This is a genomic window from Streptomyces sp. NPDC046862, from assembly GCF_040704615.1.
In the GTDB taxonomy this organism is placed as follows: Bacteria; Actinomycetota; Actinomycetes; order Streptomycetales; family Streptomycetaceae; genus Streptomyces.
Genome location: NZ_JBEYXP010000058.1, coordinates 55,217 through 81,086 on the forward strand (window position 1 = coordinate 55,217; position 25,870 = coordinate 81,086).

19 protein-coding genes are annotated in these 25,870 nt (G+C 72.0%); 4 read left to right on the top strand and 15 right to left on the bottom strand.

From position 1 onward, the window contains the following. Nucleotides 1-48: 48 nt before the first annotated feature. From AB0959_RS43370 to AB0959_RS43395, 6 genes are all read right to left on the bottom strand, one after another. The gene (locus AB0959_RS43370) at nucleotides 49-321 is read right to left on the bottom strand and encodes a hypothetical protein (protein WP_366832367.1); all 273 of its coding nucleotides are present in this window, start codon (nucleotides 319-321) and stop codon (nucleotides 49-51) included. Between the two features lie 247 nt (nucleotides 322-568). Further along, a complete protein-coding gene (locus AB0959_RS43375; RefSeq protein ID WP_366832368.1) occupies nucleotides 569-2,656 on the bottom strand; it encodes a fructose-specific PTS transporter subunit EIIC in 2,088 nt (695 codons plus the stop codon). A gap of 229 nt (nucleotides 2,657-2,885) precedes the next feature. Further along, complete coding sequence (gene pfkB / locus AB0959_RS43380) at nucleotides 2,886-3,833, bottom strand: 1-phosphofructokinase (protein WP_366832369.1); 948 nt, start codon at nucleotides 3,831-3,833, stop codon at nucleotides 2,886-2,888. Further along, complete coding sequence (locus tag AB0959_RS43385) at nucleotides 3,830-4,633, bottom strand: DeoR/GlpR family DNA-binding transcription regulator (RefSeq protein ID WP_366832370.1); 804 nt, start codon at nucleotides 4,631-4,633, stop codon at nucleotides 3,830-3,832. Before AB0959_RS43385 ends, pfkB begins: the two co-directional genes overlap by 4 nt. Nucleotides 4,634-5,007: 374 nt before the next feature. Then, nucleotides 5,008-6,153 (bottom strand): serine hydrolase domain-containing protein, encoded by a 1,146-nt coding sequence (locus AB0959_RS43390; RefSeq protein ID WP_366832371.1) that lies wholly within the window; start codon nucleotides 6,151-6,153, stop codon nucleotides 5,008-5,010. A 236-nt stretch (nucleotides 6,154-6,389) separates the two neighbouring features. Next, the gene (locus AB0959_RS43395; RefSeq protein ID WP_366832389.1) at nucleotides 6,390-7,934 is read right to left on the bottom strand and encodes an MFS transporter; all 1,545 of its coding nucleotides are present in this window, start codon (nucleotides 7,932-7,934) and stop codon (nucleotides 6,390-6,392) included. A 233-nt stretch (nucleotides 7,935-8,167) separates the two neighbouring features. On the opposite strand from AB0959_RS43395, the gene AB0959_RS43400 reads away from it, so the two are divergent. After that, nucleotides 8,168-9,145: a YafY family protein gene (locus AB0959_RS43400; protein WP_366832372.1), complete on the top strand. Its 978-nt coding sequence runs from the start codon at nucleotides 8,168-8,170 to the stop codon at nucleotides 9,143-9,145. Nucleotides 9,146-9,735: 590 nt separating this feature from the next. On the opposite strand, the gene AB0959_RS43405 is transcribed toward AB0959_RS43400, so the two are convergent. Next, nucleotides 9,736-10,734, bottom strand: a complete 999-nt coding sequence (locus AB0959_RS43405; RefSeq protein WP_366832373.1) for a sigma-70 family RNA polymerase sigma factor — start codon at nucleotides 10,732-10,734, stop codon at nucleotides 9,736-9,738. A gap of 522 nt (nucleotides 10,735-11,256) precedes the next feature. Further along, nucleotides 11,257-12,057 (bottom strand): class III extradiol ring-cleavage dioxygenase, encoded by an 801-nt coding sequence (locus tag AB0959_RS43410; protein ID WP_366832374.1) that lies wholly within the window; start codon nucleotides 12,055-12,057, stop codon nucleotides 11,257-11,259. Nucleotides 12,058-12,219: 162 nt separating this feature from the next. Between AB0959_RS43410 and AB0959_RS43415 the strand changes: the two genes are divergently transcribed. Continuing rightward, nucleotides 12,220-12,723, top strand: a complete 504-nt coding sequence (locus AB0959_RS43415; RefSeq protein WP_366832375.1) for a MarR family transcriptional regulator — start codon at nucleotides 12,220-12,222, stop codon at nucleotides 12,721-12,723. 333 nt (nucleotides 12,724-13,056) lie between these two features. Here the strand turns inward: AB0959_RS43415 and AB0959_RS43420 are convergent, their stop codons facing one another. After that, nucleotides 13,057-14,595 (bottom strand): MFS transporter, encoded by a 1,539-nt coding sequence (locus tag AB0959_RS43420; RefSeq protein WP_366832376.1) that lies wholly within the window; start codon nucleotides 14,593-14,595, stop codon nucleotides 13,057-13,059. 264 nt (nucleotides 14,596-14,859) lie between these two features. Next, nucleotides 14,860-15,504 carry a helix-turn-helix domain-containing protein gene (locus tag AB0959_RS43425; RefSeq protein WP_366832377.1) on the bottom strand — a complete coding sequence of 215 codons (645 nt, stop codon included), beginning with the start codon at nucleotides 15,502-15,504 and terminating at the stop codon, nucleotides 14,860-14,862. Between the two features lie 278 nt (nucleotides 15,505-15,782). Between AB0959_RS43425 and AB0959_RS43430 the strand changes: the two genes are divergently transcribed. Beyond that, nucleotides 15,783-17,348: a M6 family metalloprotease domain-containing protein gene (locus tag AB0959_RS43430; protein WP_366832378.1), complete on the top strand. Its 1,566-nt coding sequence runs from the start codon at nucleotides 15,783-15,785 to the stop codon at nucleotides 17,346-17,348. 36 nt (nucleotides 17,349-17,384) lie between these two features. Then, nucleotides 17,385-18,992 (top strand): IclR family transcriptional regulator C-terminal domain-containing protein, encoded by a 1,608-nt coding sequence (locus tag AB0959_RS43435; protein ID WP_366832379.1) that lies wholly within the window; start codon nucleotides 17,385-17,387, stop codon nucleotides 18,990-18,992. A gap of 457 nt (nucleotides 18,993-19,449) precedes the next feature. On the opposite strand, the gene AB0959_RS43440 is transcribed toward AB0959_RS43435, so the two are convergent. The 5 genes from AB0959_RS43440 to argC form a co-directional block, all read right to left on the bottom strand. After that, complete coding sequence (locus AB0959_RS43440; protein WP_366832380.1) at nucleotides 19,450-20,979, bottom strand: MFS transporter; 1,530 nt, start codon at nucleotides 20,977-20,979, stop codon at nucleotides 19,450-19,452. Between the two features lie 195 nt (nucleotides 20,980-21,174). After that, complete coding sequence (locus AB0959_RS43445; RefSeq protein ID WP_366832390.1) at nucleotides 21,175-22,356, bottom strand: acetylornithine transaminase; 1,182 nt, start codon at nucleotides 22,354-22,356, stop codon at nucleotides 21,175-21,177. Between the two features lie 47 nt (nucleotides 22,357-22,403). Next, the gene (gene argB / locus AB0959_RS43450; RefSeq protein WP_366832381.1) at nucleotides 22,404-23,366 is read right to left on the bottom strand and encodes an acetylglutamate kinase; all 963 of its coding nucleotides are present in this window, start codon (nucleotides 23,364-23,366) and stop codon (nucleotides 22,404-22,406) included. Next, nucleotides 23,363-24,514: a bifunctional glutamate N-acetyltransferase/amino-acid acetyltransferase ArgJ gene (gene argJ / locus AB0959_RS43455; protein WP_366832382.1), complete on the bottom strand. Its 1,152-nt coding sequence runs from the start codon at nucleotides 24,512-24,514 to the stop codon at nucleotides 23,363-23,365. Before argJ ends, argB begins: the two co-directional genes overlap by 4 nt. Further along, nucleotides 24,511-25,539: an N-acetyl-gamma-glutamyl-phosphate reductase gene (gene argC, locus AB0959_RS43460; protein ID WP_366832383.1), complete on the bottom strand. Its 1,029-nt coding sequence runs from the start codon at nucleotides 25,537-25,539 to the stop codon at nucleotides 24,511-24,513. The genes argJ and argC overlap by 4 nt, the downstream gene beginning before the upstream one ends. Between the last annotated feature and the right edge of the window lie 331 nt (nucleotides 25,540-25,870).

Here is a 25,870-nt window from a genome sequence, read left to right on the forward strand (position 1 = left end):
CGGAAGAGAGCGGAAGAGGACGCGCGGTCACGGGTGACCGCCGGGCGGTCAGGAGCGGCCGCCGCTGAGCCGTCGCACGAGGACGGCGAAGGCGTCGCGTTCGGCCGGAGTCAGTTCGACCTGCTCGATGTGCGGGGCGGAGTGGCGCTGGTGAGGCAGGCCCCGCAGGATCCGTCCGCGGCGGCTCAGGGACGCGAACTGCCGCCGGTGCACGGGAAGGTCACGGCGCATGACGCGGGCGAGCATGGCGACCCAGATGACCGCCGCCGCCGCGAGGGCGGCCACGCCCAACAGATGGAGGATCGACACGTGCTCAGGCATGCGTCCCAGTAGACACCACGGTCCGGGCCTTTTGCCCGGACCGTGACGCATCTCGCAGGTGCCGCGAACAACGCACCACGGATGTAAACCTGGCAAATGCGCACCTCGGTGAGCAAGCGGAGCTCGCAGGGCTCGCAGGGCCTGCGGACCACGCACGGCGGCCGCAGCCCCCTGTCCAACGGGCTGCGGCCGCCGTATGGCGATGGGGCATCGTGTCGCACGCTCCATCGCCACCGTGGTCAACGGCTCACGCCGCGACCGGCTGCTTCGCCTCCGCCGTGGCGGCCGGGGCCTCCTCGGCGACCGCGTCCGGCTGGGTCTTCCGCATGCCCTTCAGGACGATGACCAGGCCGGCCGTGATCGCCGTACCGACCGCGATGGCCAGCAGGTACAGGAACGGCTTGCCGATCAGGAACGTGACCCAGATGCCACCGTGCGGGGCGCGCAGGGTCGAGCCGAAGGCCATGGCCAGCGCCCCGGTGACCGCGCCGCCCGCCATGGAGGCAGGGATGACCCGCAGCGGGTCGGCGGCGGCGAACGGGATCGCGCCCTCGGAGATGAAGGAGGCGCCGAGGACCCAGGCGGCCTTGCCGTTCTCGCGCTCGGCGGTGGTGAACAGCTTCTTGCGGACCGTGGTGGCGAGGGCCATGCCCAGCGGCGGGACCATACCGGCGGCCATCACGGCGGCCATGATCTTCATCGCGGAGTCGCTCGGGTCCTGGACGGCGATGCCGCCCGTGGCGAAGGCGTAGGCGACCTTGTTCACAGGGCCGCCCAGGTCGAAGCACATCATCAGGCCGAGGAGGACGCCGAGCAGGATGGCGTTGGTGCCGGACAGACCGCTCAGCCAGTCGGTCATGGCCTTCTGTGCCTCGGCGATGGGCTTGCCCACCACGACGAACATCAGGAAGCCGACGACGATCGAGGAGATCAGCGGTATCACGACCACCGGCATGATGCCGCGCAGCACCGGCGGGATCTTGATCCGCTGGATGGCGAGCACGACCGCACCGGCCAGCAGACCGGCGACCAGGCCGCCGAGGAAACCGGCGGCGATGTTGGAGGCGATCATGCCGCCGACGAAGCCGGGCACGAGACCGGGGCGGTCCGCCATGCCGTAGGCGATGTAACCGGCGAGGACGGGGATCAGGAAGCCGAAGGCGACGCCACCGATCTGGAACAGCAGCGCGGCCCAGCTGTCCAGCTGCCCCCAGAGGAAGTGGTCGGTGACCGGCTTGGCGGCGTTGATCTGGTAGCCGCCGATCGCGAAGCCGAGGGCGATGAGCAGACCGCCCGCCGCGACGAACGGAACCATGTAGCTCACGCCGGTCATCAGCCACTTGCGGAGCTTGGTGCCGTAGCCGTCGCCGGGCTCGCCCGCGCGCTCGACCGGGGTGGAGCCGGGCCGGGCGGCCGAGGAGATCTCGCCGCGCTCGGCCTTGCCGCGGACTTCGGCGATCAGCTCGGCGGGCCGGTTGATGGCCGCCTTCACACCGGTGTCCACGGTGGGCTTGCCCGCGAACCGCTCCTTCTCCCGCACGGGGACGTCGTGCGCGAAGATCACGCCGTCGGCGGCGGCGATGACGGCCGGGTCGAGCCGGGTGAAACCGGCCGAGCCCTGCGTCTCGACGACGACCTCGACACCGTCGGTGTCACGGCCGGTGTTCTCCAGCGACTCGGCGGCCATGTACGTGTGCGCGATGCCGGTGGGGCAGGAGGTGACGGCGACGATACGGAACGGGCGGGCCTCCTCGGCGACCGTGCTCGGAGCCGCTGCCTCGGGGGCCGTGTTCGCAGCAGCCGTCTCGTCGTCGGTGCTGCCCGCGGCGGCGTCGGCGGAGGCCGTTCCGGCCGACGCCGCCGCGGAGTCTGCGGAGTCTTCGGTTTCCTGGGGGGCGTCGCCCCGGACGAGTGCCGCGGCCCGTTCCGCGTCGTCCACGGACCGCAGCGCGGCGGTGAACTCGGCGTTCATCAGCTGACGGGCGAGGGACGACAGGATGGTGAGGTGGGCGTCGTCCGCGCCGGCCGGGGCGGCGATCAGGAAGATCAGGTCGGCGGGCCCGTCGGCCGCGCCGAAGTCGATGCCGGCCGCGCTGCGCCCGAAGGCGAGGGTCGGCTCGGTGACGTGCTCGCTGCGGCAGTGCGGGATGCCGATGCCGCCGTCGAGGCCGGTGGGCATCTGTGCTTCGCGGGCGGCCACGTCGGCGAGGAAGCCGTCGAGGTCGGTCACCCGGCCCTTGGCCACCATGCGCTCGGCGAGGGCACGCGCCGCCGCTTCCTTGGTGTCGGCGGACAGGTCGAGGTCGACCAGATCCGCGGTGATCATCTCGCTCATCGCGGGCTCCTTCGCTCGCGTATCGCCCGTGGGGAGTCGTGGGCGGGGCTGGGGACGGGGATGCAGTGGGGGGTGGGGGTGAAGGTGGGGATGGCAGTGCCTGTGGTGCCTGTGGTGCCTGTGGTGCCTGTGGTGGCGGCGGTGGCGGCGGTGGCGGTGGCGGTGGCGGTGGCGGTGGGTAAGGGGAAGCCGCCACCAGTCGGGGCCGCCGGAAGCGTAAGGGAGACCCTCATGACACCGGCTCCCTCAGCGCTCGGTCCACGGGAACCTCCGCCGTCACCGTCACCGCGGCCGGGTCCAGGTCCCCGGGCGTCGGCATCACGCTGCCGGGGAGCTGGACGGCGGCCGCGCCGTGGGCCACCGCCGAGGCGAGGGCCTCCGGGCCGTCGCCGCCCGCGATCAGGAAGCCGGCCAGGGAGGAGTCGCCGGCGCCGACGTTGCTGCGGACGACGTCCACGCGGGCGCTGCCGAACCAGGCGCCCGAGGCGCTCACCAGCACCTGGCCGTCCGCGCCGAGGCTGGCGAGCACGGCGCCCGCGCCCATCTCCCTCAGCTCCTCGGCGGCCTTGACCGCGTCGCCGACCGTGGCGAGGGGGCGGCCGACGGCCTCGGCGAGTTCCTCGGCGTTGGGCTTCACGACGTCCGGGCGTTCGCGCAGGGCGGCCAGCAGTGCCGGGCCGGAGGTGTCGAGGGCGATCCGGGTGCCCGCCGCGTGGACGCGGGCGACCAGGGCGGCGTACCAGGACGGGGCGAGCCCGCGCGGGAGGCTGCCGCAGCAGGCGATCCAGGAGGCGTCGACGGACTGGGCGCGCACGGTCTCCAGGAGCAACTCCTGCTCGGCCGCCGAGAGTTCGGGACCGGGCGCGTTGATCTTCGTCAGGACGCCGTCGGCCTCCGCGAGCGCGATGTTGGACCGGGTGGCACCGGCGACCGGTACCCGCGCGACCTCGATCCCCTGCGCGTCGAGCAGGTTCGCGACCAGTGCGCCCGGGGCGCCGCCCAGCGGCAGTACAGCCACGGTGCGCTGTCCGGCGGCGGCGACCGCCCGCGAGACGTTGACGCCCTTGCCGCCCGGGTCCATGCGTTCGCCGGTGGCCCGGATGACCTCGCCGCGGTCGAGGGAGGGGACCTCGTAGGTGCGGTCGAGGGAGGGGTTCGGGGTGACGGTGAGGATCATGCGCGGTCTTTCCGGCTGGGGGTCCGGGGGTTGGCCCCCGGGATACGCAGCACTTCCGTGCCGCCGCGTTCGATGGCGGTGGCGTCTTCGGGGCTCAGCCCGCTGTCGGTGATCAGCAGGTCGACGTCACCGAGGGCGCCGAAGCGGGCGAAGTGCTCCTGGCCGTGCTTGGAGGAGTCGGAGAGCAGCACCACGCGGCGGGCGGCTGCCACGGCCGCGCGCTTCACGGCGGCCTCGGCGAGGTCGGGGGTGGTCAGTCCGTGCCCGGCGGAGAAGCCGTTCGCGGCGAGGAACAGCACGTCCGCGCGGATCTCGCCGTACGCCCGCAGGGCCCAGGCGTCCACGGCCGCGCGCGTGCGGTGCCGTACGCGGCCGCCGACCAGGTGGAGCTGGATGCCGGGGTGGTCCGCGAGGCGGGCCGCGATGGGGAGGCTGTGGGTGACGGCGGTGAGCGTCGTCTCCAGCGGGATGGCGGCGGCGAACCGGGCGATCGTCGTACCGGCGTCGAGGATCACCGTGCCGTCGCTCGGCAGCTCGGCGAGGGCCGCGTGGGCGATACGGTCCTTCTCGTCGGCGGCGGTGCCCTCGCGCTCGGCGATGTCGGGCTCGAAGTCCAGCCGGCCCGCGGGGATCGCGCCGCCGTGCACACGGCGTACGAGGCCCGCCCGGTCCAGGGCCTTCAGGTCGCGCCGGATCGTCTCCGCCGTAACCTGGAACTCCTCCGCCAGCGAGACCACGTCCACCCGGCCGCCGTCACGGGCGAGCCGGAGAATCTCCTGCTGCCGCTCCGGTGCGTACATGTCCGTTCCCCTCCGACTTCCTGCCCGGTGATGCCCGAACTTGTGGATTCGCAGGGAGGCTACGCCTGGATTTCCGGAAAGTAAACAGGTTCGGGCATACGTCAGACACAAACGGGCATCGGAGGGCGAGCGGAACCCCTGTGCTCGGCGGCTAGTGCCGCGGCAGGCGACGTTTGCCCGTCAAGGAGCAGCGTCCGGTGCGTGCTCCGGGGGGACCCCCGGCCGGAGGCTGAGGGAGTGCCGGGCGCAGGCCCTCGTACTGGATGTACTTGGGCTTGTGCCCGGTGCGGCGAGTGGGGGCACCTCCCACGCCCTTCAGGCAGTGGGGGAGCGTGCCGGGCGTCGCGACGGGGCGAACGTTGCCTGTCGCGGCACTAGCGCCCGTGGGCGCACAGGGCCGCGTCCACCGCTCCCTGGAGGTGGCCCAGGCTTGGGTGTTCGGCCGCCCAGGTCGTGGTGTAGACGGTCACGGTGCCGCGGCCGCCCGTGGCCCGGCCGCCGCCCACCGAGTCGCCGGGAAGGTCGCCGCCGTGCCCCCAGTAGACGCCACCGCAGCTGAGGGGGATCGACGCGACGCCGTAGCCGTAGCGGCTGCCCGCCGGGTAGACGTCGCGGCCGCTGACGTCGGTGGTGTCCCGCGTCATCAGGCGCACCGCCCAGCCGGGCAGGAGCCGGCCGCCGAACAGGCCGTCCCAGAAGGCGTTGAGGTCCCCGGGCGTGGAGACGAGCCCGCCGGACGCGCCGAACTCGTACCCCGGCAGCTCGGTCACCTCCACCCGGCCGTCCTGTGGATGTGCCGGGTGGATGCCGTAGTTGCGGGCGTGCGGTCCGCGCAGGCCCAGCTCGCCGGGCGCGGGCCAGTAGGTGTCGTCCAGGCGCAGTGGGCGCAGGATCGTGCGCTCGATGTACGTACGGAAGTCGGTGCCCGACACCTTGTCGATCACCATGCCGAGCACCAGGTAGTTGGTGTTGGAGTAGCCCCAGTCGGTGCCGGGCTCGAAGGCGGGCTCCTTCTTCAGGGCGAGGGCCAGATAGTCCTCGTCCGTGCCGGGCCGGCCCCAGTCGACCAGCGTGGCGTACTCCGGCAGCCCGCTGGTCTGCTTGAGCAACTGCCGTACGGTGACGGTACGTTCGGCGAGCTGGGGCACGTAGGTGCCCGCGCGGGCGTCGAGTCGTATGCGCCCGTCCGCCACCAGGCGCATCACGGCCGCCGCGGTGAACGCCTTGGTGTTGCTGGCCATCCGGAACCGGGCCCGCTCATCGACCATCGGCCTGCCCGACGTCAGGTCCGCGACACCGGCCGTACGCGTCGTCCCACCGCCGTACGCGAGGGCGCCCGGTACCCCGTCCCGGGTGACGAGCAGATCCAACTGCCGCTGGACGGGGTCGGGTTGGCGGGCCGACGCCACGGAGGCCGACGTCACGGAGGCCGACGTCACGGAAGCCGACGCCACTGAGGCGGACGCCCCGGTGAGCGTGGCGGCGAGCAGTACCGCGGCGGCGAGGCGCTTGCGCATCATGACTCTTCTCCCCCTGGTCGTGGTCCGGCTCGCGTGGGCGGGCCGATCCCTCACGGACGACCCTGCCAGCGGCCCGCTGTGAGATCAGTGCGCCTGCCCCCCGAATCGGGGCTGCGGTCTCCCCCCTTGACATGGGGTGGCTGTCGAACGCCGGCGGGACCGCGACGCCACTGCCCGGCGGGGCGCGCAACGGGCGCCTTCCGCCGGGCAGTTGAGTCAGGCCGGTATCACCGGGGTCAGGGCACGAGCTCCGGTGCGCGCCCGCCCGACGCCGCCCCGCCCCCAGCGACCGGCTCCGGCTGCGGCGCCGGCTCCGGCGCCGGCGCCGGCGCCGAATTCGCTGCCGCTTCCCTTTCCGTCTCCAGCTCCGCTGCCGGCTCCGTCTCCGGCTGTCGCGTCGGCCGCTTCGGCAGGGCGAACATCAGCAGGAAGATCGCCGTCATGACGGCCGCGACCCAGCCGAGGGAGTTCTGGAAGGCGTGTCCGAAGGCGGGTCCGACCTGCTCGGGCCCGGCCTGCGCCGACGCGAGCCGGTCGTCCATGGTCCCGAAGAAGACCACGGACACAAGGCCCAGACCCAGCGCGTTCCCCATCTGCTGGACCGTGTTGATCAGGCCGGACGCGGAGCCCGCGTGCTCCCGCGGGACCTCCGCGAGGATCGCGTCGGTCAGCGGGGCCACGATCAGGCCCATGCCGACGCCCATCACGACCAGCGGGAGCGCCATCTGCCAGGGAGCGATCGACAGGCCGTACCGCTCGGACTCCCAGAGGTAGAGGAGCACACCGGCCGCCATCACCAGCGCGCCGGCCTGCAGGACCTTGCGGCCGAAGCGAGGGACGAGCTGCTGGACCGAGACGCCGGCGGCCACCGAAACGGCGATCGAGAACGGCACACCGGTCAGCCCCGCCTTCAGCGCGCTCCAGCCCAGGCCGATCTGCATGTACAGCGTCCAGACCAGGAAGAAGATGCCGAGGCCGACACCGAAGACCGTTTGGACGGCGATGCCCGCCGCGAAGCTCTTCACCCGGAACAGGGACAGCTCGATGAGCGGCGAGCCGTCGATCCGGGCCTTCCGCTTCTCGTACGCCACCAGCACCGCGAACACGACCACCGAGCCCGCCATCGACCCGTACCCCCACAGCGGCCAGTGCAGCTCACGTCCGCGGGTGAGCGGGTAGAGCAGCATCAGCAGGCCGAGGGTCACCAGGGCGACGCCCACGAGGTCCAGGCGCAGGGCCCGCGGTGCCTTGGACTCGGTGATGAACCGGCGGCCGAGGATCAGGGCCGCGATGCCGACCGGGAGGTTGATGAGGAAGATCGGGCGCCACTCCAGGCCGAAGAGGTTCCACTCGGTGAGCAGGGCGCCGAGCAGCGGACCGGAGACCGCGCCGAGGCCGACGATCGCGCCGAACAGCCCGAAGACCTTGCCGCGCTCGTGCGCCGGGAAGGTGGCGTGCACGATCGACAGCACCTGCGGCACCATCAGCGCGGCCGTTGCGCCCTGCAGGACGCGCGCGGCGACCAGCATCTCCGGGTTGGCGGCGAAGCCGCACAGCGCCGAGGCGAGGGTGAAGCCGGCGATACCGATCAGGAACAGCCGCTTGCGGCCGTGGATGTCGCCCAGCCGTCCGCCGGTGATGAGCCCGGCGGCGAACGAGAGCGCGTACCCCGCGGTGATCCACTGGATCTGGCTGAACGTCGCGCCCGCGTCCCGCTGGATCGACGGGATCGCGATGTTGACGATCGTGACGTCGACCAGGTCCATGAAGGCCGCGGTCATGACGATGGCGAGGGCGACCCAGCGGTTGCGCTCCGCCGGCTGAGCGGTTTCTGGCGCCGTCCGGGTAACCGGGGTGTCGTGGCTGCGGGTTGTGGGTGGCTGAGCACGCAGTTCCCCGCGCCCCTTCAGGACGTCGGTGGAGCTGTTGAGCAACGGGTCGCTTGAGGTCATGTCCCGAAGGTAGATCCCGTATAGGCCAGATCATGTCCTAGATCTGCGGCATCCTCGCACTCATGACGACCGACACTCCGGCCCGGCTGCTCCAGCTCCTCTCCCTCCTCCAGACCCCTCGGGAATGGCCCGGCGGCGAGCTCGCCGGCCGGCTCGGCGTCTCGCGCCGTACCGTGCGGCGGGACATCGACCGGCTGCGTGAGCTCGGCTATCCGGTGCAGGCGACCAAGGGTTCCGACGGTGGTTACCGGCTGGTGGCCGGGAAGGCCATGCCCCCGCTGGTCCTCGACGACGAGGAGGCGGTCGCGATCGCGGTCGGGCTGCGTGCCGGGGCGGGGCACGCCGTCGAGGGCGTGGACGAGGCCTCGGTACGGGCGCTCGCGAAGCTGGAGCAGGTGCTGCCGTCGCGCCTGCGCCGTCGTGTCTCCACCCTGCAGGCCGCGACCACCCCGCTGACCAGTGGCGACGGGGCGACCGTGGCGCCCGAGACGCTGACGGTGATGGCCTCGGCGGTGGCCGGGCAGGAGCGGCTGCGGTTCGCGTACCGCTCCGGGGACGGCGCCGAGACGCGGCGCCTGACGGAGCCGTACCGGCTGGTGTCCACCGGCCGCCGCTGGTACCTCGTCGCGTACGACCTGGACCGTGCCGACTGGCGCACCTTCCGTGTGGACCGGGTCACCGATCCCTTCGCCACGGGCGCGCGGTTCGCGCCGCGCGAGCTGCCGACGGGCAGTGCGGCGGAGTATCTGCGGCGGTCGATGTACGGAGGGAAGGAGACACACGCGCTCGACGTGACCTTCGCGGCGCCCGCCGAGGCCGTCGCGGCGCGGCTGCCGAAGTGGATGGGGCCGCCCGAGCCGGTGGACGAGCACAGCTGCCGGCTGCGGGCCGGCGCGGACGGCTCCCTGGAGTGGCTGGCCGTGCGGCTGGCGATGCTCCGCTGCGAGTTCACGGTGCACGAACCGCCGGAACTGGTCGCGATCGTACGGGAGCTGGGGGCCCGCCTGACGCGGGCGGCGGGCGACGGGACGACACCCTGAGACCGGCCCACCCTCACTGAGGCGGGCCCGCCCTCCGTGGCGAGAAGTGGAGCCGGGCTCCGGCGCCAGGGGGGAGGCGCCGAAGCCCGGCTCGGGGCGAGTCCCGGCGCTGGGGGGGGGGAGTGCGTCGGGACGTGGCTTCTGGGTACCGCTCGGGCGTGAGCCGCGTGGGCGGTGGTCGTACTGGTAAGCGGTGGGTCGTACTGGTGACTGGTACTGGTCGCTGTGCCTAGTGCGGAATACCGGGTGCGGAGTATGGGGCGCGTGCTGTGCGTGCGTGCTGGTGTGCCGGGCCTCCGGGGTCCCGGGCCCTGCGGCTCCGGGCCTGGTGGTTTCCTGGCCCGGAGGTCTTGTGCCCGCGGAAGACGGTGTTGAAGCGGCGGAACACGGCCAACTCCGTGGCCCGCACACTCACATGACCGCTGCGTGTCGCCCGGGGGCGGCGGGCGACACGTCGAGCTCTCGTACCGGCCCCCGCGCGCGCACCATCGCGGAGGTCCGGCACGCACACCATCGCGGAGTCCGTCCTGTCACGCCCGGCCGCGCGACGTCCCGCCACGCGACGCGCCGCGGAGTCGCGCGCCGTGGCGTCACGCTGCCGCGTCGAATCCCGTGTCCCGCGCCAGCTTCTTCAGCTCGAGCAGCGCGTGCTTCTCGATCTGGCGGATGCGCTCGCGGGTGAGGCCGTGCTCCTTGCCGACCTCGGTGAGCGTGCGCTCGCGGCCGTCCTCGATGCCGTACCGCATCTTGATGATGGAGGCTGTGCGCTGGTCGAGGCGCCCGATCAGTTCGTCGAGGCCCTCGCTGCGCAGCAGGGTGAGCACCGACTGCTCGGGCGAGACCGCGGAGGTGTCCTCCAGCAGGTCGCCGAACTGGGTCTCGCCCTCGTCGTCCACCGACATGTTGAGCGAGACCGGGTCGCGCGCCCAGTCCAGTACGTCCGAGACACGCTCGGGGGTGGAGCCGAGCTCCTTGGCGATCTCGGCGGGCTCCGGGTCGCGGCCGTGCTCACGGTTGAACTCGCGCTGCACGCGGCGCACGCGGCCCAGCTCCTCGACCAGGTGGACGGGCAGCCGGATGGTCCGCGACTGGTCCGCTATGGACCGGGTGATGGCCTGCCGGATCCACCAGGTGGCGTACGTCGAGAACTTGAAGCCCTTGCGGTAGTCGAACTTCTCGACCGCGCGCACCAGGCCGGCGTTGCCCTCCTGGATCAGGTCCAGCAGGGGCAGGCCGCTGCGCGGGTAACGCCGGGCGACGGCCACGACCAGCCGGAGGTTCGAGCGGATGAAGACGTCCTTCGCGCGCTCGCCCTCGTCGAACAGGGACTCGAGCTCCTCGCGGCTGGCATCCGCCCTGGCTTCCTCCTCACCATCGAGGATCTGCCGCGCGAACACGCCCGCCTCGATGATCTGGGACAGCTCTACTTCCTTGGCAGCGTCCAGCAGCGGCGTACGCGCGATCTCGTCGAGGTACATGCCGACCAGGTCGCGGTCGGCGATCTCGCCGCCCGAGGCGCGAACGCTGAGTGCCGCGTCGTCTCCGCCGGTGGCGGACGTACGACGGGCGGCGACGGCACGGGTTGCCATGCGTGCTCCCTTGCGATGGTGGGCTAGCGGATGGTCCTGTGACGCTGGAGACACCCTCCCGGGTGCCCGGCATCCGAAGGAAACAACGACTGGAATCAGGACAGAATTCCCAACCCACACCTCAATTTTTCTGATCATGCAGTACCCTGTCCGGCCACACTGGGTGAAGGCACGCCACCAGAAAGTACGGCGCCGCAGGTCAGGCCGGGGAGCGAGGCCGGTACCGAGGCCCTCACAGGCCCCCGGAACCACTTCGCGCGTGAGACGCCGATCACCTTCGATTCCGCCGTCTTCACGCCGGGAGAGCGCCGCTTCCCGTTTGCTCTCCCCTACCTGAAGACGAACCGCGCCTTCCGAAGGTTGCCAGGGACTCGGATTCACAGAGGATTCCTGGGTACGGGGCCGGCGGCGCCCTCCGCCATGCGGGCACGCGACCATCCCTGCCCGAGCCCCTTACCCGGGCCCGAGCCTCTTACCCGGGCCCGAGCCTCTTACCCGGCTCGCCATCCGACGAACGGCTCGTTACCCGAACTGCACCGACCGCTTCGCCAGCCCCATCCAGAAGCCGTCGATCACCGACTTCTGGGCGTCCAGTTCGCCGGAGGCCTCGGCCGCGCCCATCGTGACGAAGAGTGGGGCGAAGTGCTCGGTGCGGGGGTGGGCCAGCAGCCCGGAGGGGGACTTGCGGCCGAAGTCGAGGAGCGCGTCCCAGTCTCGGGCCTCCAGGGCGCGGTGCCCCCAGTCGTCGAACTCCACGGACCAGGAGGGGATGCCGCCCTGTCGCAGGGCCGCCAGGTTGTGGGTGAAGAAGCCGGAGCCGACGATCAGGACCCCCTCGTCGCGCAGGGGCGCCAGCTTGCGGCCGACCTCCATCAGCCTCACGGGGTCGAGGGTCGGCATCGAGATCTGGAGCACCGGGATGTCGGCCTCGGGGAACATCTCGACCAGGGGCACGTAGGCGCCGTGGTCCAGGCCGCGGTCCGGGATGTCCTGCACGGGTATGCCGGGGGCGCGCAGCAGCTTGCGTACGGACTCGGCGAGCTCGGGTGCGCCGGGGGCCTCGTACTTCACCCGGTAGTAGTGCTCGGGGAAGCCCCAGAAGTCGTAGACGAGAGGGACGGTCTCGACGGCGCCGAGGGCCAGCGGGGCCTCCTCCCAGTGCGCGGAGACCATCAGGATCGCCTTGGGGCGCGGCAGACCGGCCGACCAGGCGGCCAGCTCACCCGGCCAGACCGGGTCGTCGGCGAGCGGCGGCGCGCCGTGGCTCAGATAGAGGGCCGGCATCCGCCTCACGGTGGGGTTCTCTTCGGTGACGGCGGACATGCGGGGACTCCCTCCACGACGTACGGCTCATACCTGGTCGGGACCGGCGTTGCGCGGGCCCGGCCTTCAGACTTGAAGATGTTGTTGAATCATCAAGTTCTATGCCGTCAGGTTACGCCTCATTTGTTCAAATTTCAAGGAGGACCCTCGTACAGTAGATACATGAATACGGCACCCGCTGAAGAGCCCCGCTGGCTCACCGACGAGGAACAGCGCACATGGCGCGCGTATGTCCACGCTTCGACCCTGCTGGAGGACCATCTCGACCGGCAGTTGCAGCGTGACGCGGGCATGCCGCACGTCTACTACCACCTGCTCGTGGTGCTGAGCGAGGCGTCGCGTCGGCGGCTGCGGATGACCGAGCTGGCGATGCGCGCCAAGATCACGCGCTCGCGGCTGTCCCACGCGGTGGCCCGCCTGGAGAAGAACGGCTGGGTGCGGCGCGAGGACTGTCCTGACGACAAGCGGGGGCAGTTCGCGGTGCTGACGGAACACGGGCACGAGGTACTGGCGCGGAACGCGCCCGGGCATGTGCAGGCCGTGCGCCAGGCGCTCTTCGACCGGCTGTCCTCGGAGCAGCGGGAGGCCCTTGGCGAGATCATGCAGATCGTGGCCGAGGGGTTGCAGCCGAAGGAGGTGGGGGCGGACCTGCCTTGGTTGCGGTGACACGTGGTTGCGGTGGCACGTGGTTGCGGTGACACGTGGTTGCGGTGACACGTGGTTACGGGGAGCGCTCTTTGGCTGCGGGCCGCGTGGGTTGTTCGCGCCCACGCGGCGCAACCGCACATCGGTACAGCCCGCCCCTGAAAGCGTGGGCGAGCGCCGTGTGAAGCTGCGGGTGGTGTGTGGCTGGTCGGCAGTTCCCCGCGCCCCTGAAACAGCACAGTCCCCCGCGCCCCTGAACCGCGCGGTTCCCGGCGCCCCTCGAGGCGCCCCCGAACAGGCGCGGGCCCGCCCCGGGTGTGGGGCGGGCCCTGGAAGTGCCCGAAGTGCTCGTGGTCAGTGGGCGACCACCGGGACCATCAGCTCGTCGTCCGATGTCTCGTCCGAGCCGGTGGGTGAGGTGCCCGGGCGGCCCGCGGTGACGAGGGTGAAGGCGATCGCCGCCGCGAGGGCGAGGATGCCGACCGCGAACCAGATCGCGTTGGTGTAGCCGTGCACCATGCCCTGCAGCTGGATCAGCTGCTGCTGGGTCTTGGAGGCGGCTCCCCCGATGTGGTCCGTGACGTACGCGGTGGTGGCCGACGCGGCGATGGTGTTCAGCAGGGCCGTGCCGATCGCGCCGCCCACCTGCTGCGAGGTGTTGACCATGGCGGAGGCGACACCCGCGTCACGGGGCTCGACGCCCAGCGTGGCCAGGGACATGGCCGGCATGAACGCCGTACCCATACCGAGGCCGAGCAGCACCTGGGCCGGGAGCAGGAGCGTGACGTACGACGAGTCGATCTCCATCTGGGTGAGGATCAGCATGCCGGTCGCGGCCACCAGGAAGCCGGGGGCCATCAGCGCGCGCGGCGGGACCCGCATCATCAGCCGGGTGCCGATCTGCGTGGAGCCCACGATCATGCCCGCGATCATCGGCAGGAAGGCGAAGCCCGTCTTGACCGGCGAGTACCCCTTCACGATCTGCAGGTAGTAGGTGAGGAAGAGGAACAGGCCGAACATCGCGATGATCGCGAGGCCGAGCGAGAGGTAGACGCCGCCGCGGTTGCGCTCGGTGACCACGCGGAGCGGCAGCAGCGGGGCCTTGACCCTGGACTCGACGACGACGAAGGTCAGCAGCAGGACCGCGGACGTGACGAACATGCCGATCGTCAGCGAGTCGCCCCAGCCCTCGGACTCGGCTCGGGTGAAGCCGTAGACGAGGCTCACCAGGCCGAGGGTGGACAGGATCACGCCCGGGATGTCGAGCGCCGAGCGGTTGCGGCCGCCCTCGGGCTCACGGATGACGAAGTACGCGCCGGCCGCGGCCACGACCGCGAACGGGATGTTCACGAAGAACGTCCAGCGCCAGTCCAGGTACTCGGTGAGGAAACCGCCGAGGATCAGACCGACGGCGCCACCACCACCGGCGATCGCACCGTAGATGCCGAACGCCTTGGCGCGCTCCTTGGCGTCGGTGAACATCACGGCCAGGAGGGAGAGCGCGGCGGGCGCGAGCAGTGCGCCGAACGCGCCCTGGAGTGCGCGGGCGCCGAACATCATCGCCTCGTTGGTGGCGGCGCCACCGAGCGCGGAGGCCGCGGCGAAGCCGCCCAGGCCGACGACGAAGGCCCGCTTGCGGCCCCAGAGGTCGGCTATGCGGCCACCGAAGAGGAGCAGGCCGCCGAAGGCGAGGGCGTAGGCCGTGACGACCCACTGCCGGTTGCCGTCCGAGATGCCGAGGTCCTGCTGGGCGGACGGGAGGGCGATGTTCACGATGGTCGCGTCGAGGACGACCATCAGCTGGGCGAGCGCGATGAAGACGAGGGCTTTCCAGCGGCCCGCGTCGGGGGCCGGTGCCGACTTCGCGGCCGCGGTCCGGGCTGTTTCAGACATGGGGGTACCCACTTCGGGACTTCGTAACGGAAAAAAGTGTGCGAGGTTGCGATGTGAGAGGTGTGCGAGGTGTGCGATGGAACGGCGGGTCGCGCTGACCCCGTTGTCAGCGACGGCCGCAAGCTTGTTGCGCCTGTTGCGCTTGTTGCGCCTGTTGCGCGTTGTGGCTCGGTGAGCCGCGATCGGCGGCTCGGTGAGTGGTGACTCTGCTGGTGCGCCGAACTAATCGGTCAGGACCGGTCCGGGCGATCGGGGCTCGTCTCGTCAGGGCTGCCGCAGATCCTCCATGGTCGCCGGGACCCCCGGCAGTTCGGACCGCGCCGGAGCCCGCAGTCCGTCCAGGAACAGCTGCAGATGGCGGTGGACGAAGCGGTCGAGGCTGAGGCAGGCGGCGCCGGCCGGGGGCCTGCTGAGCTGGGCGACCGCGACCATCAGGTCACCCACGCCGACGTCCTCGCGGAGCTGCCCGGCCGCCCGGGCCCGCTCCATGAGCGCCTCGACCAGCCGCTCGAACCGCTCGCGCGCGGCCTCGAGATCCGGGTGCTGCTTGTCGAAGCCCGCGGAGAGCATGGGGCACAGCGCGCTGATCCGCTCCTCGGCGGAGACGTGCACGAAGCGGGACAGCGCCTCGAAGGCGTCGCCCGTCTCGGCGAGCGCGAGCTCCCCCGCCTGTGCCGTACGGTCGATGACCGAGCAGACGACCTCGCGTACGAGTGCCTCCCGGTCGGGGAAGTTGCGGTACACCGTGGCGTTGCCGACGCCTGCCCGGCGGGCGATCTCGTCCAGCGGCACCTCGGGGCCGTCCTCGACGAACATCTCCCGGGCGGCGGTGACGATCCGCTCCCGGTTGCGCAGGGCGTCGGCCCGCGGGCGGGACACCTTGCGCTCTGCGGGGGTGGCGGTCTGCACGGCGTACTCCTTGGTGAGGTTCTTTCACTGGGTCTCGCGCTACGTCTCGTCGATCCGGGGAGCGTTTCCCCGTTTCGCTCGGACACATGGCTAAACGGGGAAACGCTCCCCGGATATTTCGCCTCCTCCAGGAATTTCGTGTGACGCCCGTCACACCCTCTCCTCGCGAAAAGCACACGAACGGCCTCTTCCAACGCGCGAGCGCACGACTCGCGACACAGGGTGATCGGAAGGGTGCAGCCCGAGACGGCGGCTGCCGTGGAGCGAAAGGTCCCTGCATGCAGCCGACCAGCCGCTGGACACGCTCCGCCCTCCGGCGCCCGGGCCGCCGCACGCCCGCCGGTCACCTACGCGCCGGTCGTTTCCGCATCGGCCGCCTCCGTATCGGCCGTCTCCGCGCGGGCCGCATCCGGATCGGCCGCCTCCGCGTCGGCCGCCTCCGCTTGGGCCGGCTCCGCTTGGGCCGGCTCCGCTTGGGCCGGCTCCGCTCCGGTCGCACACCCCCCGAGCGCACGCCCTCCGAGCGCATACGCCCGGGTCGCGCACGCCCGGGCCGAATACCCCCCAATGGGATACCTCCCGACCGCATACGCCCCCGCCGTCTCGCCGCGCTCGCCTCCGTCACCGCCCTCACACTCGCCGTCAGCACCTCCGCGGGCACCGGGCATCTGGTGCCGGACCCCACGAGAGCCGCCGGCTCCGCCTCACTGGACCGCCGCACGACGCTCAACCCCTGCAGGATCAGCGGCCCGTCCGCCGTACAGATGTCGGAGGGCATCCCGACCGGGCCCGGCTACTCCCGCTCCACCGGCACCATCCGTGCCCTGAACCTGATGGTCGACTTCGCGGACGCCCCCGGCGAGGGCAGCGCGCTGGAGCGCCTCGCGGAGTTCGCCCCGCAGACCCGCGCGTGGTTCGCCACCAGTTCGTACGGCAGGCTCGACTACCGTCCCGAGGCCCCGATCGGGGACTGGCTGCGCATGCCGAAGTCGTTCGAGGAGTACGGCATAGAGCGCGGCGCCCCCTTCGACCCCGGCTACCGCAAACTGGTCGAGGACCTCGTGGCCGTGGCCGACCCTCGCGTGGACTTCAGCCGGTACGACCTGCTCAACGTGCTGGTCACCCCCAACGCCGGGCCCTCCGCCCTGGACACCGTCCTGTCGGTGACCTTCGCGGGCAACCGCGAGGCGCCCGTCGCCGACGGCGTCCCGGTCGCCAACGCGTCGTTCGTCTACAGCCGCCAGGACGACGGCTCCGGCAGTTACTCCGAGACGGGTTACCGCGTACTCCCTCACGAGAACGGCCATGTCTTCGGGCTGCCCGACCTCTACACCCAGGACGGCGGGGGCGCGGTCGGGCACTGGGACATCATGAGCGAGGACTGGGGCGTCGACAACGACCTGCTCGGCTGGCACAAGTGGAAGCTGGGCTGGCTTGACGACGCGCAGGTCAGCTGCGCGACCGCGCCCGGCACCACCGAGTACACGCTCACCCCCCTGCCCCGGCGCGGCGGCGCCAAGCTGGTGTTCGTGCCCCTCGACGCCCGGAGCGGGTACGCGATGGAGCTGAGGGTCCGCGGGGGCAACGACGCCTCCGTGTGCCGTCCCGGCATCCTCGTCTACAAGGTCGACGCGACCGTCGACACGGGGAACGGGCCGGTGCGGGTGTACGACTCCCGGCGCGACAGCGGCGGCTGCACCCGCAGCCCCAACGTGCAGTCGGAGCTCTCCGACGCGGCCTTCGTGCCCGGTGAGTCCTTCCGCGACCCACGCTCCGGGGTCACGATCAAGGTCGTGGCGACCGACCCGGAGGGGAACCACCGGGTGCGCGTGACACGGCAGTAGGGGCACCGCCCGCGTACCCCGCATTACGGTGACCCCATGCTCCCGAACGCCGGCTCCGACGCGCCCCCCGAAGCGGTCACTCCCCTCATGCGGGGCATCACCGTGCTGCTGCGGCTCACCGAGGCCGGCGGGGTGTCGTCGCTCAGCGGGCTGGAGAAGGCCACGGGGCTGGCGCGTTCCACGGTCGACCGGATCACGTCGACGCTGGCACGCCGGGGGTACGTACGGCTGGACGGCCGGGACGCGGTGCTCGCTCCCCGCCTGATGGAGCTGGGCAACGCCTACCTGGCCGCCCTGCGGCTGCCGGGGCTGCTGGACGCGCACGCGGACGCGCTGGCCGACGAGTTGGACGAGTCGGTGTCGCTGGCGGTCGGGGACCGGGACGGCATCCGTTTCATCCACCAGGCCACCCGGCGCCGCGCGATGTCCCTCAGCTTCCGCATCGGCGACCTCCTCCCCGCCGAACGCACCGCGCCGGGCTCCCTGTTCGCCACCGAGTGGGACGAACCGGAGTGGGCGCGGTGGCGTACCCGGCGCGAGGCCGACCCCGAGGGGCGCGGCTTTCCCGCGGTGCCGCCGCGCTCCGGGGCGTACGACGCGTTCGAGGAGCGGGTGGCGTCGGCGGCGGCCCGCGGGTGGGCGCTGGACGACCAGTTGATCGAGCCGGGGCTGGTGGCGGTGTCGGTACCGGTCCGGGACCTGGGTGTGGGCGCGGGCGCGGGACGTGTCGCCTGTGTGGCCAGCGTGGTGAGTCACACCAGCCGGCACACGGCCGGGTCGCTGCGTGAGGTGCTGCTGCCGCGACTGCGGGCGACCGTGGACGTGATGGAACGCGTGCTGCGCGATGCCCCGTCCCCGGCCGGCAAGCCGGTCGCCCCGTCCGGGCTGGCGGCGTGGACCGGGGCCTCGAAGCAGGAACTGGGCCGGGAGTTCGTCGAGTCGCTGGCCCGGGGGCTGACCGTCATCACGTCGTTCGGCGAGGGCAGGGCGGAGCTGACGCTGACGGATGTCGCCCAGGCCACGGGGCTCGCCCGGGCCACGGCCCGGCGTGCGCTGATCACGCTGGAGCACCTCGGGTACGTGGAGTCGTACGGCCGCGTCTTCCGGCTCACGCCGAGGGTGCTGGGGCTGGGCTTCCCGCCGCTGTCGATGCTGCCGCTCTCCGAGATCGCGGCGCCGCACCTGACCGCCCTCTCCGCGCGGCTGTACGAATCGGCGTCCCTCGCGGTCCTCGTCGGCGACGAGATCCAGTACGTCGCCCGCGCGGCCACGGCGCGCATCCTGAGCGCCAACGTCACGGTGGGAGCGCGGCTTCCGGCCTCCGCGACGTCGCTGGGCCGCGTGATGCTGGCCGGCCTTCCGGAGCGGGCCGCCGATGACCTGGCGGGAGCCCTGGACCTCGTACGGCGCGACGGATACGCCCTGGTGGACGGCGAGTTGGAGGAAGGGCTGCGCTCGGTGGCCGTTCCTGTGCGAGAGGGTGGGGGGCGGGTGGTGGCAGCCGTGAACGTCGCCATGCACAGCAGCCGTCGTACGGCGGAGGAGTGCGTACGGGATGTTCTGCCGGAGCTGCGCGACACGGTCGCTCTGATTGAGGCGGACCTCCACGTCGCGGGCCGCTTCCGGAGGGTCCCAGCCGGCTGACGGGCTGTCCGGCTGTGGCGGCTCGGGCGCGCTTCGGGTACGTACGAGGTGAGGCGGGTCGGGGTCGGGCGGTCTCGTCTGCCGGGTTGTTGTCGGTGGGCGGGTGCGGGTTCGTTGTGGCTGGTCGCGCAGTTCCCCGCGCCCCTGATGGGGCGCCCCCTGCGGGTCGTTGAGTGGCTGCGGCTCCGTTGTGGCTTGGGCGCCTGCGGTTTGTCGTGGGTCGGGGGCGCGCCGGTGGGGGCGGGCGTGCGCGGGGGGGGCACATTGTGGTGCCGGGCGCGCCCGTGCTTTTAAGGGGCGCGGGGAACTGCGCGACCAGCCACGACGTACCCGCACCCGGCCGCACCCCGGAGGGAAACGCCCGACGCCCGAGCCTCGGGGGCGGCTCGGGCGTCGGGGAGCGGGCCCTACGGGCCGGCCGGGTACGGGGAGCCCGGCCGGCCCGTGGGGCGTGGTCTCAGTGGCCGACCTCGGCGAGCTTCTGGGCCGGGACCGCGTCCACCTCCTTCTCGGTCGTGACCGGCTCCGCACCCTTGCCGTCCCGCATCAGGAAGAGCGCGAGGACCGCGGCGGCGACGACACCCGCCGCGCCGGCCAGGAAGCTCGCCGACATCGCGTCGGTGAAGGCCGAGTGGGCGGAGGCCACCAGCGACTTGTCACCGGTGGAGCCGGCCACCGCGAGCGCGTCGCCGATGGAGGTGCGGGCCGTCTGCGAGGCGTCGGAGGGCATGTTGCCGGTGAAGGTGCTGGACAGGACGGCGCCGAGGATGGCGACGCCGAGCGCGGCACCGGCCTGCTGGATGGTGTCGTTGAGCGCGGAGCCCACACCGGCGTGCTCGTCCGGGATGGCGCCCATCATGGCCGACATCGCCGCCGGCATCGCCAGACCGCTGCCCGCTCCCATCAGGCACATCGCCCCGGCCAGGACGCCCCAGCCGCTCTCGGTGGTCATCTGCGACAGCAGTCCGAACCCGGAGGCGATGACCAGCAGACCCACGACCGCCATGGCCCGGTTGCCGGTCTTCGCGAGCAGGGCGGCACCGATGCTGTTGAACGCGAGGGTGGCGACGGCCAGCGGGGTGAAGGCCAGACCGGCCTCGGTGGCGCTGTAGCCGAGGACGAACTGCAGGTACTGGGTCAGCACCAGCATCAGACCGCCGTTGGCGAGGGTCAGCAGGACGAGCGAGAAGCTGGCGCCGGTGAAGACGCGGTTGCGGAACAGGGACAGCGGGACCATGGGGGACTTGGAGCGCGTCTCCCAGACGGCGAAACCGATCAGGCTGACCAGGGTCACGGCGAGCGAGACCTGCGTGCCCGTGTGCTCCAGGCCGCCCTTGGGCAGTTCGATGATCGTCCAGATCAGGGCGGTCATACCGACCATGGAGAGCACCATGCCGACCGGGTCGGCCTTGCGCCAGGGGCCCTTGGACTCCGGCATCAGGATGAGCGCCGCGACGATGGCCAGGGCCGCGATCGGGATGTTGATCAGGAAGACGACGCCCCACCAGAAGTGGGCGAGCAGCGCGCCGCCGAGGACGGGACCGCCGACGAGGCCGACCATCGCGACCGCGCTCCAGGCGGCGATCGCCTTGGGCCGCTCGTCGTCGTCGAAGACGGTGATGAGGATGGACAGGGTGCTCGGCATGACGAGCGCGCCGCCGACGCCCATCAGGACGCGGCCCGCGATCAGGGCCTCGGGCGTGGTGGCCTCCATCGCCACCACCGAGGCCGCGCCGAACAGCGCGAGCCCGATGATCATGACCTTCCGGCGGCCGAACTTGTCGGAGAGGCTTCCCGAGGTCAGCAGCAGCCCGGCGAAGACCAGCATGTAGGAGTCGAGGATCCACTGGAGGTCCTGGGCACTTGCCTTCAGGTCCTCGGCGATCGTCGGGATCGCCACGGTGAGGACCATGTTGTCGATGACCAGCACCAGGGTGCTGAGGCACAACACGATCAGGATGAGCCAGCGGCGTGGGTGACGATCCATTTCAAACCTTTCGAGCGGTGGGTGGTGGGGCAGCGGACCTCTAGTACAAACCAACTGCGCGGTTTTTTCTACTGATTTCTCGAACGCGGAGCCGGGCAGTTGAACACGCCGTGCGCTCTGAAGAACACAGTACGCCGCTGCGAACAGTGTCCGCAAGAAGGGAACGGCGTACCTTGTGCGGTGGTGCGGGGGCGGTCAGCCGAGCACGCCCGGCAGCCGCTCCAGGAAGACGTCCAGCTCGTCGTCGGAGACGTTGAGCGGCGGAGTGAGGCGTACGACGTCGGGCTGGGCCGCGTTGACCAGCAGGCCCGCCTCCTGGGCCGACTGCTGGACCCGGGCGGCGGCGGGCTCGGTGAGCACCATGCCCAGGAGCAGCCCGGCGCCGCGCACCCGGTCGACGAGGGGGTGGCCGAGGGACTCGATGCCCTGGCGCAGCCGCTCCCCCGCGCGTTTGACGTGGTCGAGGAGGCCCTCACGCTCGATGGTGTCGAGGACGGCGAGGGCGCCGGCGCAGACGACCGGGTTGCCGCTGAAGGTGGAGCCGTGGGAGCCGGGGGTGAGCAACCGCGCGGTCTCCCCGAAGGCGAGTGTGGCGCCGATCGGCAGTCCGCCGCCGAGCCCCTTGGCGAGGGTGACCACGTCGGCCTCCACGCCCTCGGCCTGCGCGGCGAACCAGTGGCCGGTGCGCCCGATGCCCGTCTGCACCTCGTCCAGGACCAGCAGGGTGCCGGTCGCGGCGGTGATCTCACGGGCCGCGCGCAGATAGCCGGGCGGCGGCACGACCACGCCGTTCTCGCCCTGCACGGGTTCCAGGATCACCAGGGCCGTCTCGTGGCCGACCGCCCGGCGCAGGGCCTCCGTGTCGCCGTACGGGACGAAGTCGACGTAGCCGGGCAGCGGTTGGAAGGGCCGGCGCTTGGCGGGCTGGCCGGTCATCGCGAGGGCACCCATGGTGCGGCCGTGGAAGCCGCCCGCCGTGGAGACGACACGGGTGCGGCCGGTGAGCCTGCCTATCTTGAACGCGGCCTCGTTGGCCTCGGCGCCCGAGTTGGAGAAGTACACGCGGCCACTGCGGCCGGAGAGTTCGAGGAGGCGCTCGGCGAGGGTCACGGTCGGTTCGGCGACGAAGAAGTTGGAGACGTGGCCGAGGCGGGCGAGCTGCCCGGAGACCGCTTCCAGGATCGCGGGGTGCGCGTGGCCGAGGGAGTTGACCGCGATGCCGCCGAGGAAGTCGAGGTACTCGTTGCCGTCGGCGTCCCACACCCTCGTGCCCTGGCCGGCCACGAGGGGCAGCCGCGGGGTTCCGAAGTTGTCCATCATGGCGCCCTGCCAGCGCCGGGTGAGCGTCTCGTTGCCCGTGCACTCCTCGGAGGTCATGGCGTCCGTACGGTCCGTATGGTCTCCCGCCTTGGCCGACCCGCCGTTCATGCCGCCGCTCCTTCGAAGGACTGCTCGTCGGGCACGACCATCGTCCCGATGCCGTCGTCGCTGAAGATCTCCAGGAGCACCGAGTGGCGCACCCGGCCGTCGATCACGCGGGCGGTGCCGACCCCGCCGTTCACGGCGTTCAGGCAGCCGCGCATCTTGGGGATCATGCCGCTGGACAGGGTCGGGATCAGGCGCTCCAGTTCGCCCGCGGTGAGCTTGGGAATCACGTCCTCGCTGTGCGGCCAGTCCGCGTACAGGCCCTCGACGTCGGTGAGGATCAGCAGCATCTCGGCGCCGAGCGCGGCGGCGAGGGCCCCGGCGGCGGTGTCGGCGTTGACGTTGAACACGCCGCCCTCGGCCGCGTCCTTGGCGTCGTCGCTGCGGGCGATGGAGGAGATGACGGGGATCCGGCCGTTGTCGAGGAGGTCCCGGACGACTCCGGTGTCCACGCCGGCGACCTCGCCGACCCGTCCGATGTCCACGGGCCGTCCGTCGACCTGGGCGTAGGCCTTGGCGGCGGTCATCAGGCGGGCGTCCTCGCCGGTGATGCCGACGGCGTGCGGCCCGTGCTCGTTGAGCAGCCCGACCAGCTCGCGCTGCACCTGCCCGGCAAGCACCATTCGTACGACGTCCATCGTCTCGTCGGTGGTGACGCGCAGCCCGGCGGTGAACTCCGACTCCAGGCCCACGCGTTCGAGCTGTCTGCTGATCTGCGGGCCGCCGCCGTGCACGACGACCGGCTTCAGCCCGGCGTGCTTCAGGAAGAGGATGTCCTGCGCGAAGGCGGCCTTGAGGGCCTGGTCCACCATGGCGTTGCCGCCGAACTTGATGACGACGGTCTTGCCCTGGTGGCGCACCAACCAGGGCAGCGCCTCGACGAGGACGTCCGCCTTGGGCAGGGCCGTGTGCTTGCGCTCGGCGGCCAGGAGGGTCGGGGTGAGATCGGTGAGGAGGCTCATGAGGCGTACTCGCTGTTCTCGTGGACGTACTCGGCGGTGAGGTCGTTGGCCCAGATGACGGCGGAGTCGCCGCCCGCGTTCAGGTCGGCGGTGATGCGGACCTCGCGGCCCCGCATGTCCACCAGGTCGCGGTCCTCGCCCACGGAGCCGCCCTTGCAGACCCAGACTCCGTTGATGGCGACGTTCAACTGCTCGGGCTCGAAGGCGGCGTTCGTGGTGCCGATGGCTGAGAGGACGCGGCCCCAGTTGGGGTCCTCTCCGTGGAGGGCGCACTTGAGGAGGTTGTTGCGGGCGATGGTGCGGCCGACCTCGACGGCGTCGTCCTCGGTGGCCGCGCCCACGACCTCGATGCGGATGTCCTTGCTGGCCCCCTCGGCGTCGCCGATCAGCTGGCGGGCGAGGTCGTCGCAGACGGCGCGTACGGCCTCGGCGAACTCCTCGTAGGGCGGGGTGACTTCGGCGGCGCCCGAGGCGAGCAGGAGCACGGTGTCGTTGGTGGACATACAGCCGTCGGAGTCGACGCGGTCGAAGGTGGTCCGGGTGGCGGCGCGCAGGGCGCGGTCGAGAGTGTCGCTGTCCACGTCGGCGTCGGTGGTGAGGACGACCAGCATGGTGGCCAGTCCCGGCGCGAGCATGCCGGCGCCCTTGGCCATGCCGCCCAGGGTCCAGCCCTCGCCGTCGTACACGGACTGCTTGTGCACGGTGTCGGTGGTCTTGATGGCCACGGCGGCCCGCTCGCCGCCCGTGGCGGAGCGTGCGGCGACGGCCCGCTCGACGCCCGGCAGCAGCTTGTCCATCGGGAGCTGGACGCCGATGAGTCCGGTGGAGCAGACGGCTACCTCGCTGACCGAGTGGCCGAGCAGTGCGGCGGCCTTCTGGGCGGTGGCGTAGGTGGACTCGAAGCCCTGGGGTCCGGTGCAGGCGTTGGCGCCGCCGGAGTTGAGGACGACGGAGCGGACCGTGCCGCCGGCGAGGACCTGCCGGGACCACTGGACGGGGGCGGCCTTGACGCGGTTGGCGGTGAAGACGCCCGCGGCGGCGGCCGTCGGGCCCTCGTTGACGACGAGGGCGAGGTCGGGGTTGCCGTTCTGTTTGATGCCGGCGGCGAGGCCCGCCGCCGTGAATCCCCTTGCTGCGGTGACGCTCATGGTGCGACTCCGATCGTGGAAAGACCCAGTTCCTCGGGGAGGCCGAGGGCGATGTTCATGCTCTGCACCGCACCGCCCGCGGTGCCCTTGGTGAGGTTGTCGATGGCGCTGATCGCGACGATCCGGCGGGCGGAGTCGTCGAGGGCGACCTGGACGTGCGCGGCGTTCGAGCCGTACACGGCGGCGGTGTTCGGCCACTGCCCCTCGGGCAGCAGCCGCGCGAACGGCTCGTCCGCGAAAGCCTTCTCGTACGCGGCCCTGACGTCTCCGGCGGTGACTCCGGGGCGGGCCTTGGCGGAGCAGGTGGCGAGGATGCCGCGGGGCATGGGCGCCAGCGTCGGGGTGAAGGAGACGGAGACCGGCTCGCCCGCGGCGGCGCCGAGGTTCTGCGCCATCTCGGGGGTGTGCCGGTGGCTCCCGCCGACCCCGTACGGGGACATGGAGCCCATGACCTCGCTGCCCAGCAGGTGCGGCTTGGGTGCCTTGCCCGCTCCGGAGGTGCCGGAGGCCGCGACGACGACGGCCTCCGGCTCGGCGAGCCGCTCCGCGTACGCCGGGAAGAGGGCGAGCGAGGCGGCGGTGGGGTAGCAGCCGGGCACCGCGATGCGGGTTGCCTTGCGCAACTCGGGGCGGCGGCCCGGCAGTTCGGGGAGGCCGTAGGGCCAGGTGCCGGCGTGCGGTGAACCGTAGAACGTCTCCCATGCGGCGGCGTCCTCCAGGCGGAAGTCCGCCCCGCAGTCCACGACGAGCACGTCGGGGCCCAGCTCCTCGGCCACGGCGGCCGACTGGCCGTGCGGCAGGGCGAGGAACACGACGTCGTGTCCGGCGAGCGCCTCGGTGGTGGTGGGCGCCAGCTCGCGCTCGGCGAGCGGGCCCAGGTGCGGCTGCAGCGAGCCGAGCCGCTGCCCCGCGTTCGTGTTGCCGGTGAGGGTGCCGATCTCCACCTCGGGGTGCCCGAGCAGGAGGCGCAGAAGCTCGCCTCCCGCGTATCCACTGGCTCCGGCGACTGCCGCTCGCATCGTCATGTTCCCCTCCTGATCGATGCTTCGACTGTCCCGGAGGAGGGGGGCGCCTTCAATATCACTCAGCATGTTCATGACAATTATCGCTCCCGTCAAAAGCCCCGCCCAGGGTGTCGGGCGGGGCTTTGGGGGCGGTCGGGGGGTGCGCTGCGGGGGCTCGTGGGTGGGGTGCGTGCGCTGGGTGGGCCGCTGGGGGGGCGCCCCCGCCGCCCCTACCCGTCCCGGGGGGGGGGGGGGCGGCGCCCCCCCCCCCCCCGGGGGGGGGGGCCCGCGCCCCGCCCCCGGCCCCCCCAGCGGCGGCGGGGGGGCGGGCGCGGGCCGCGCCGGGAGCAGC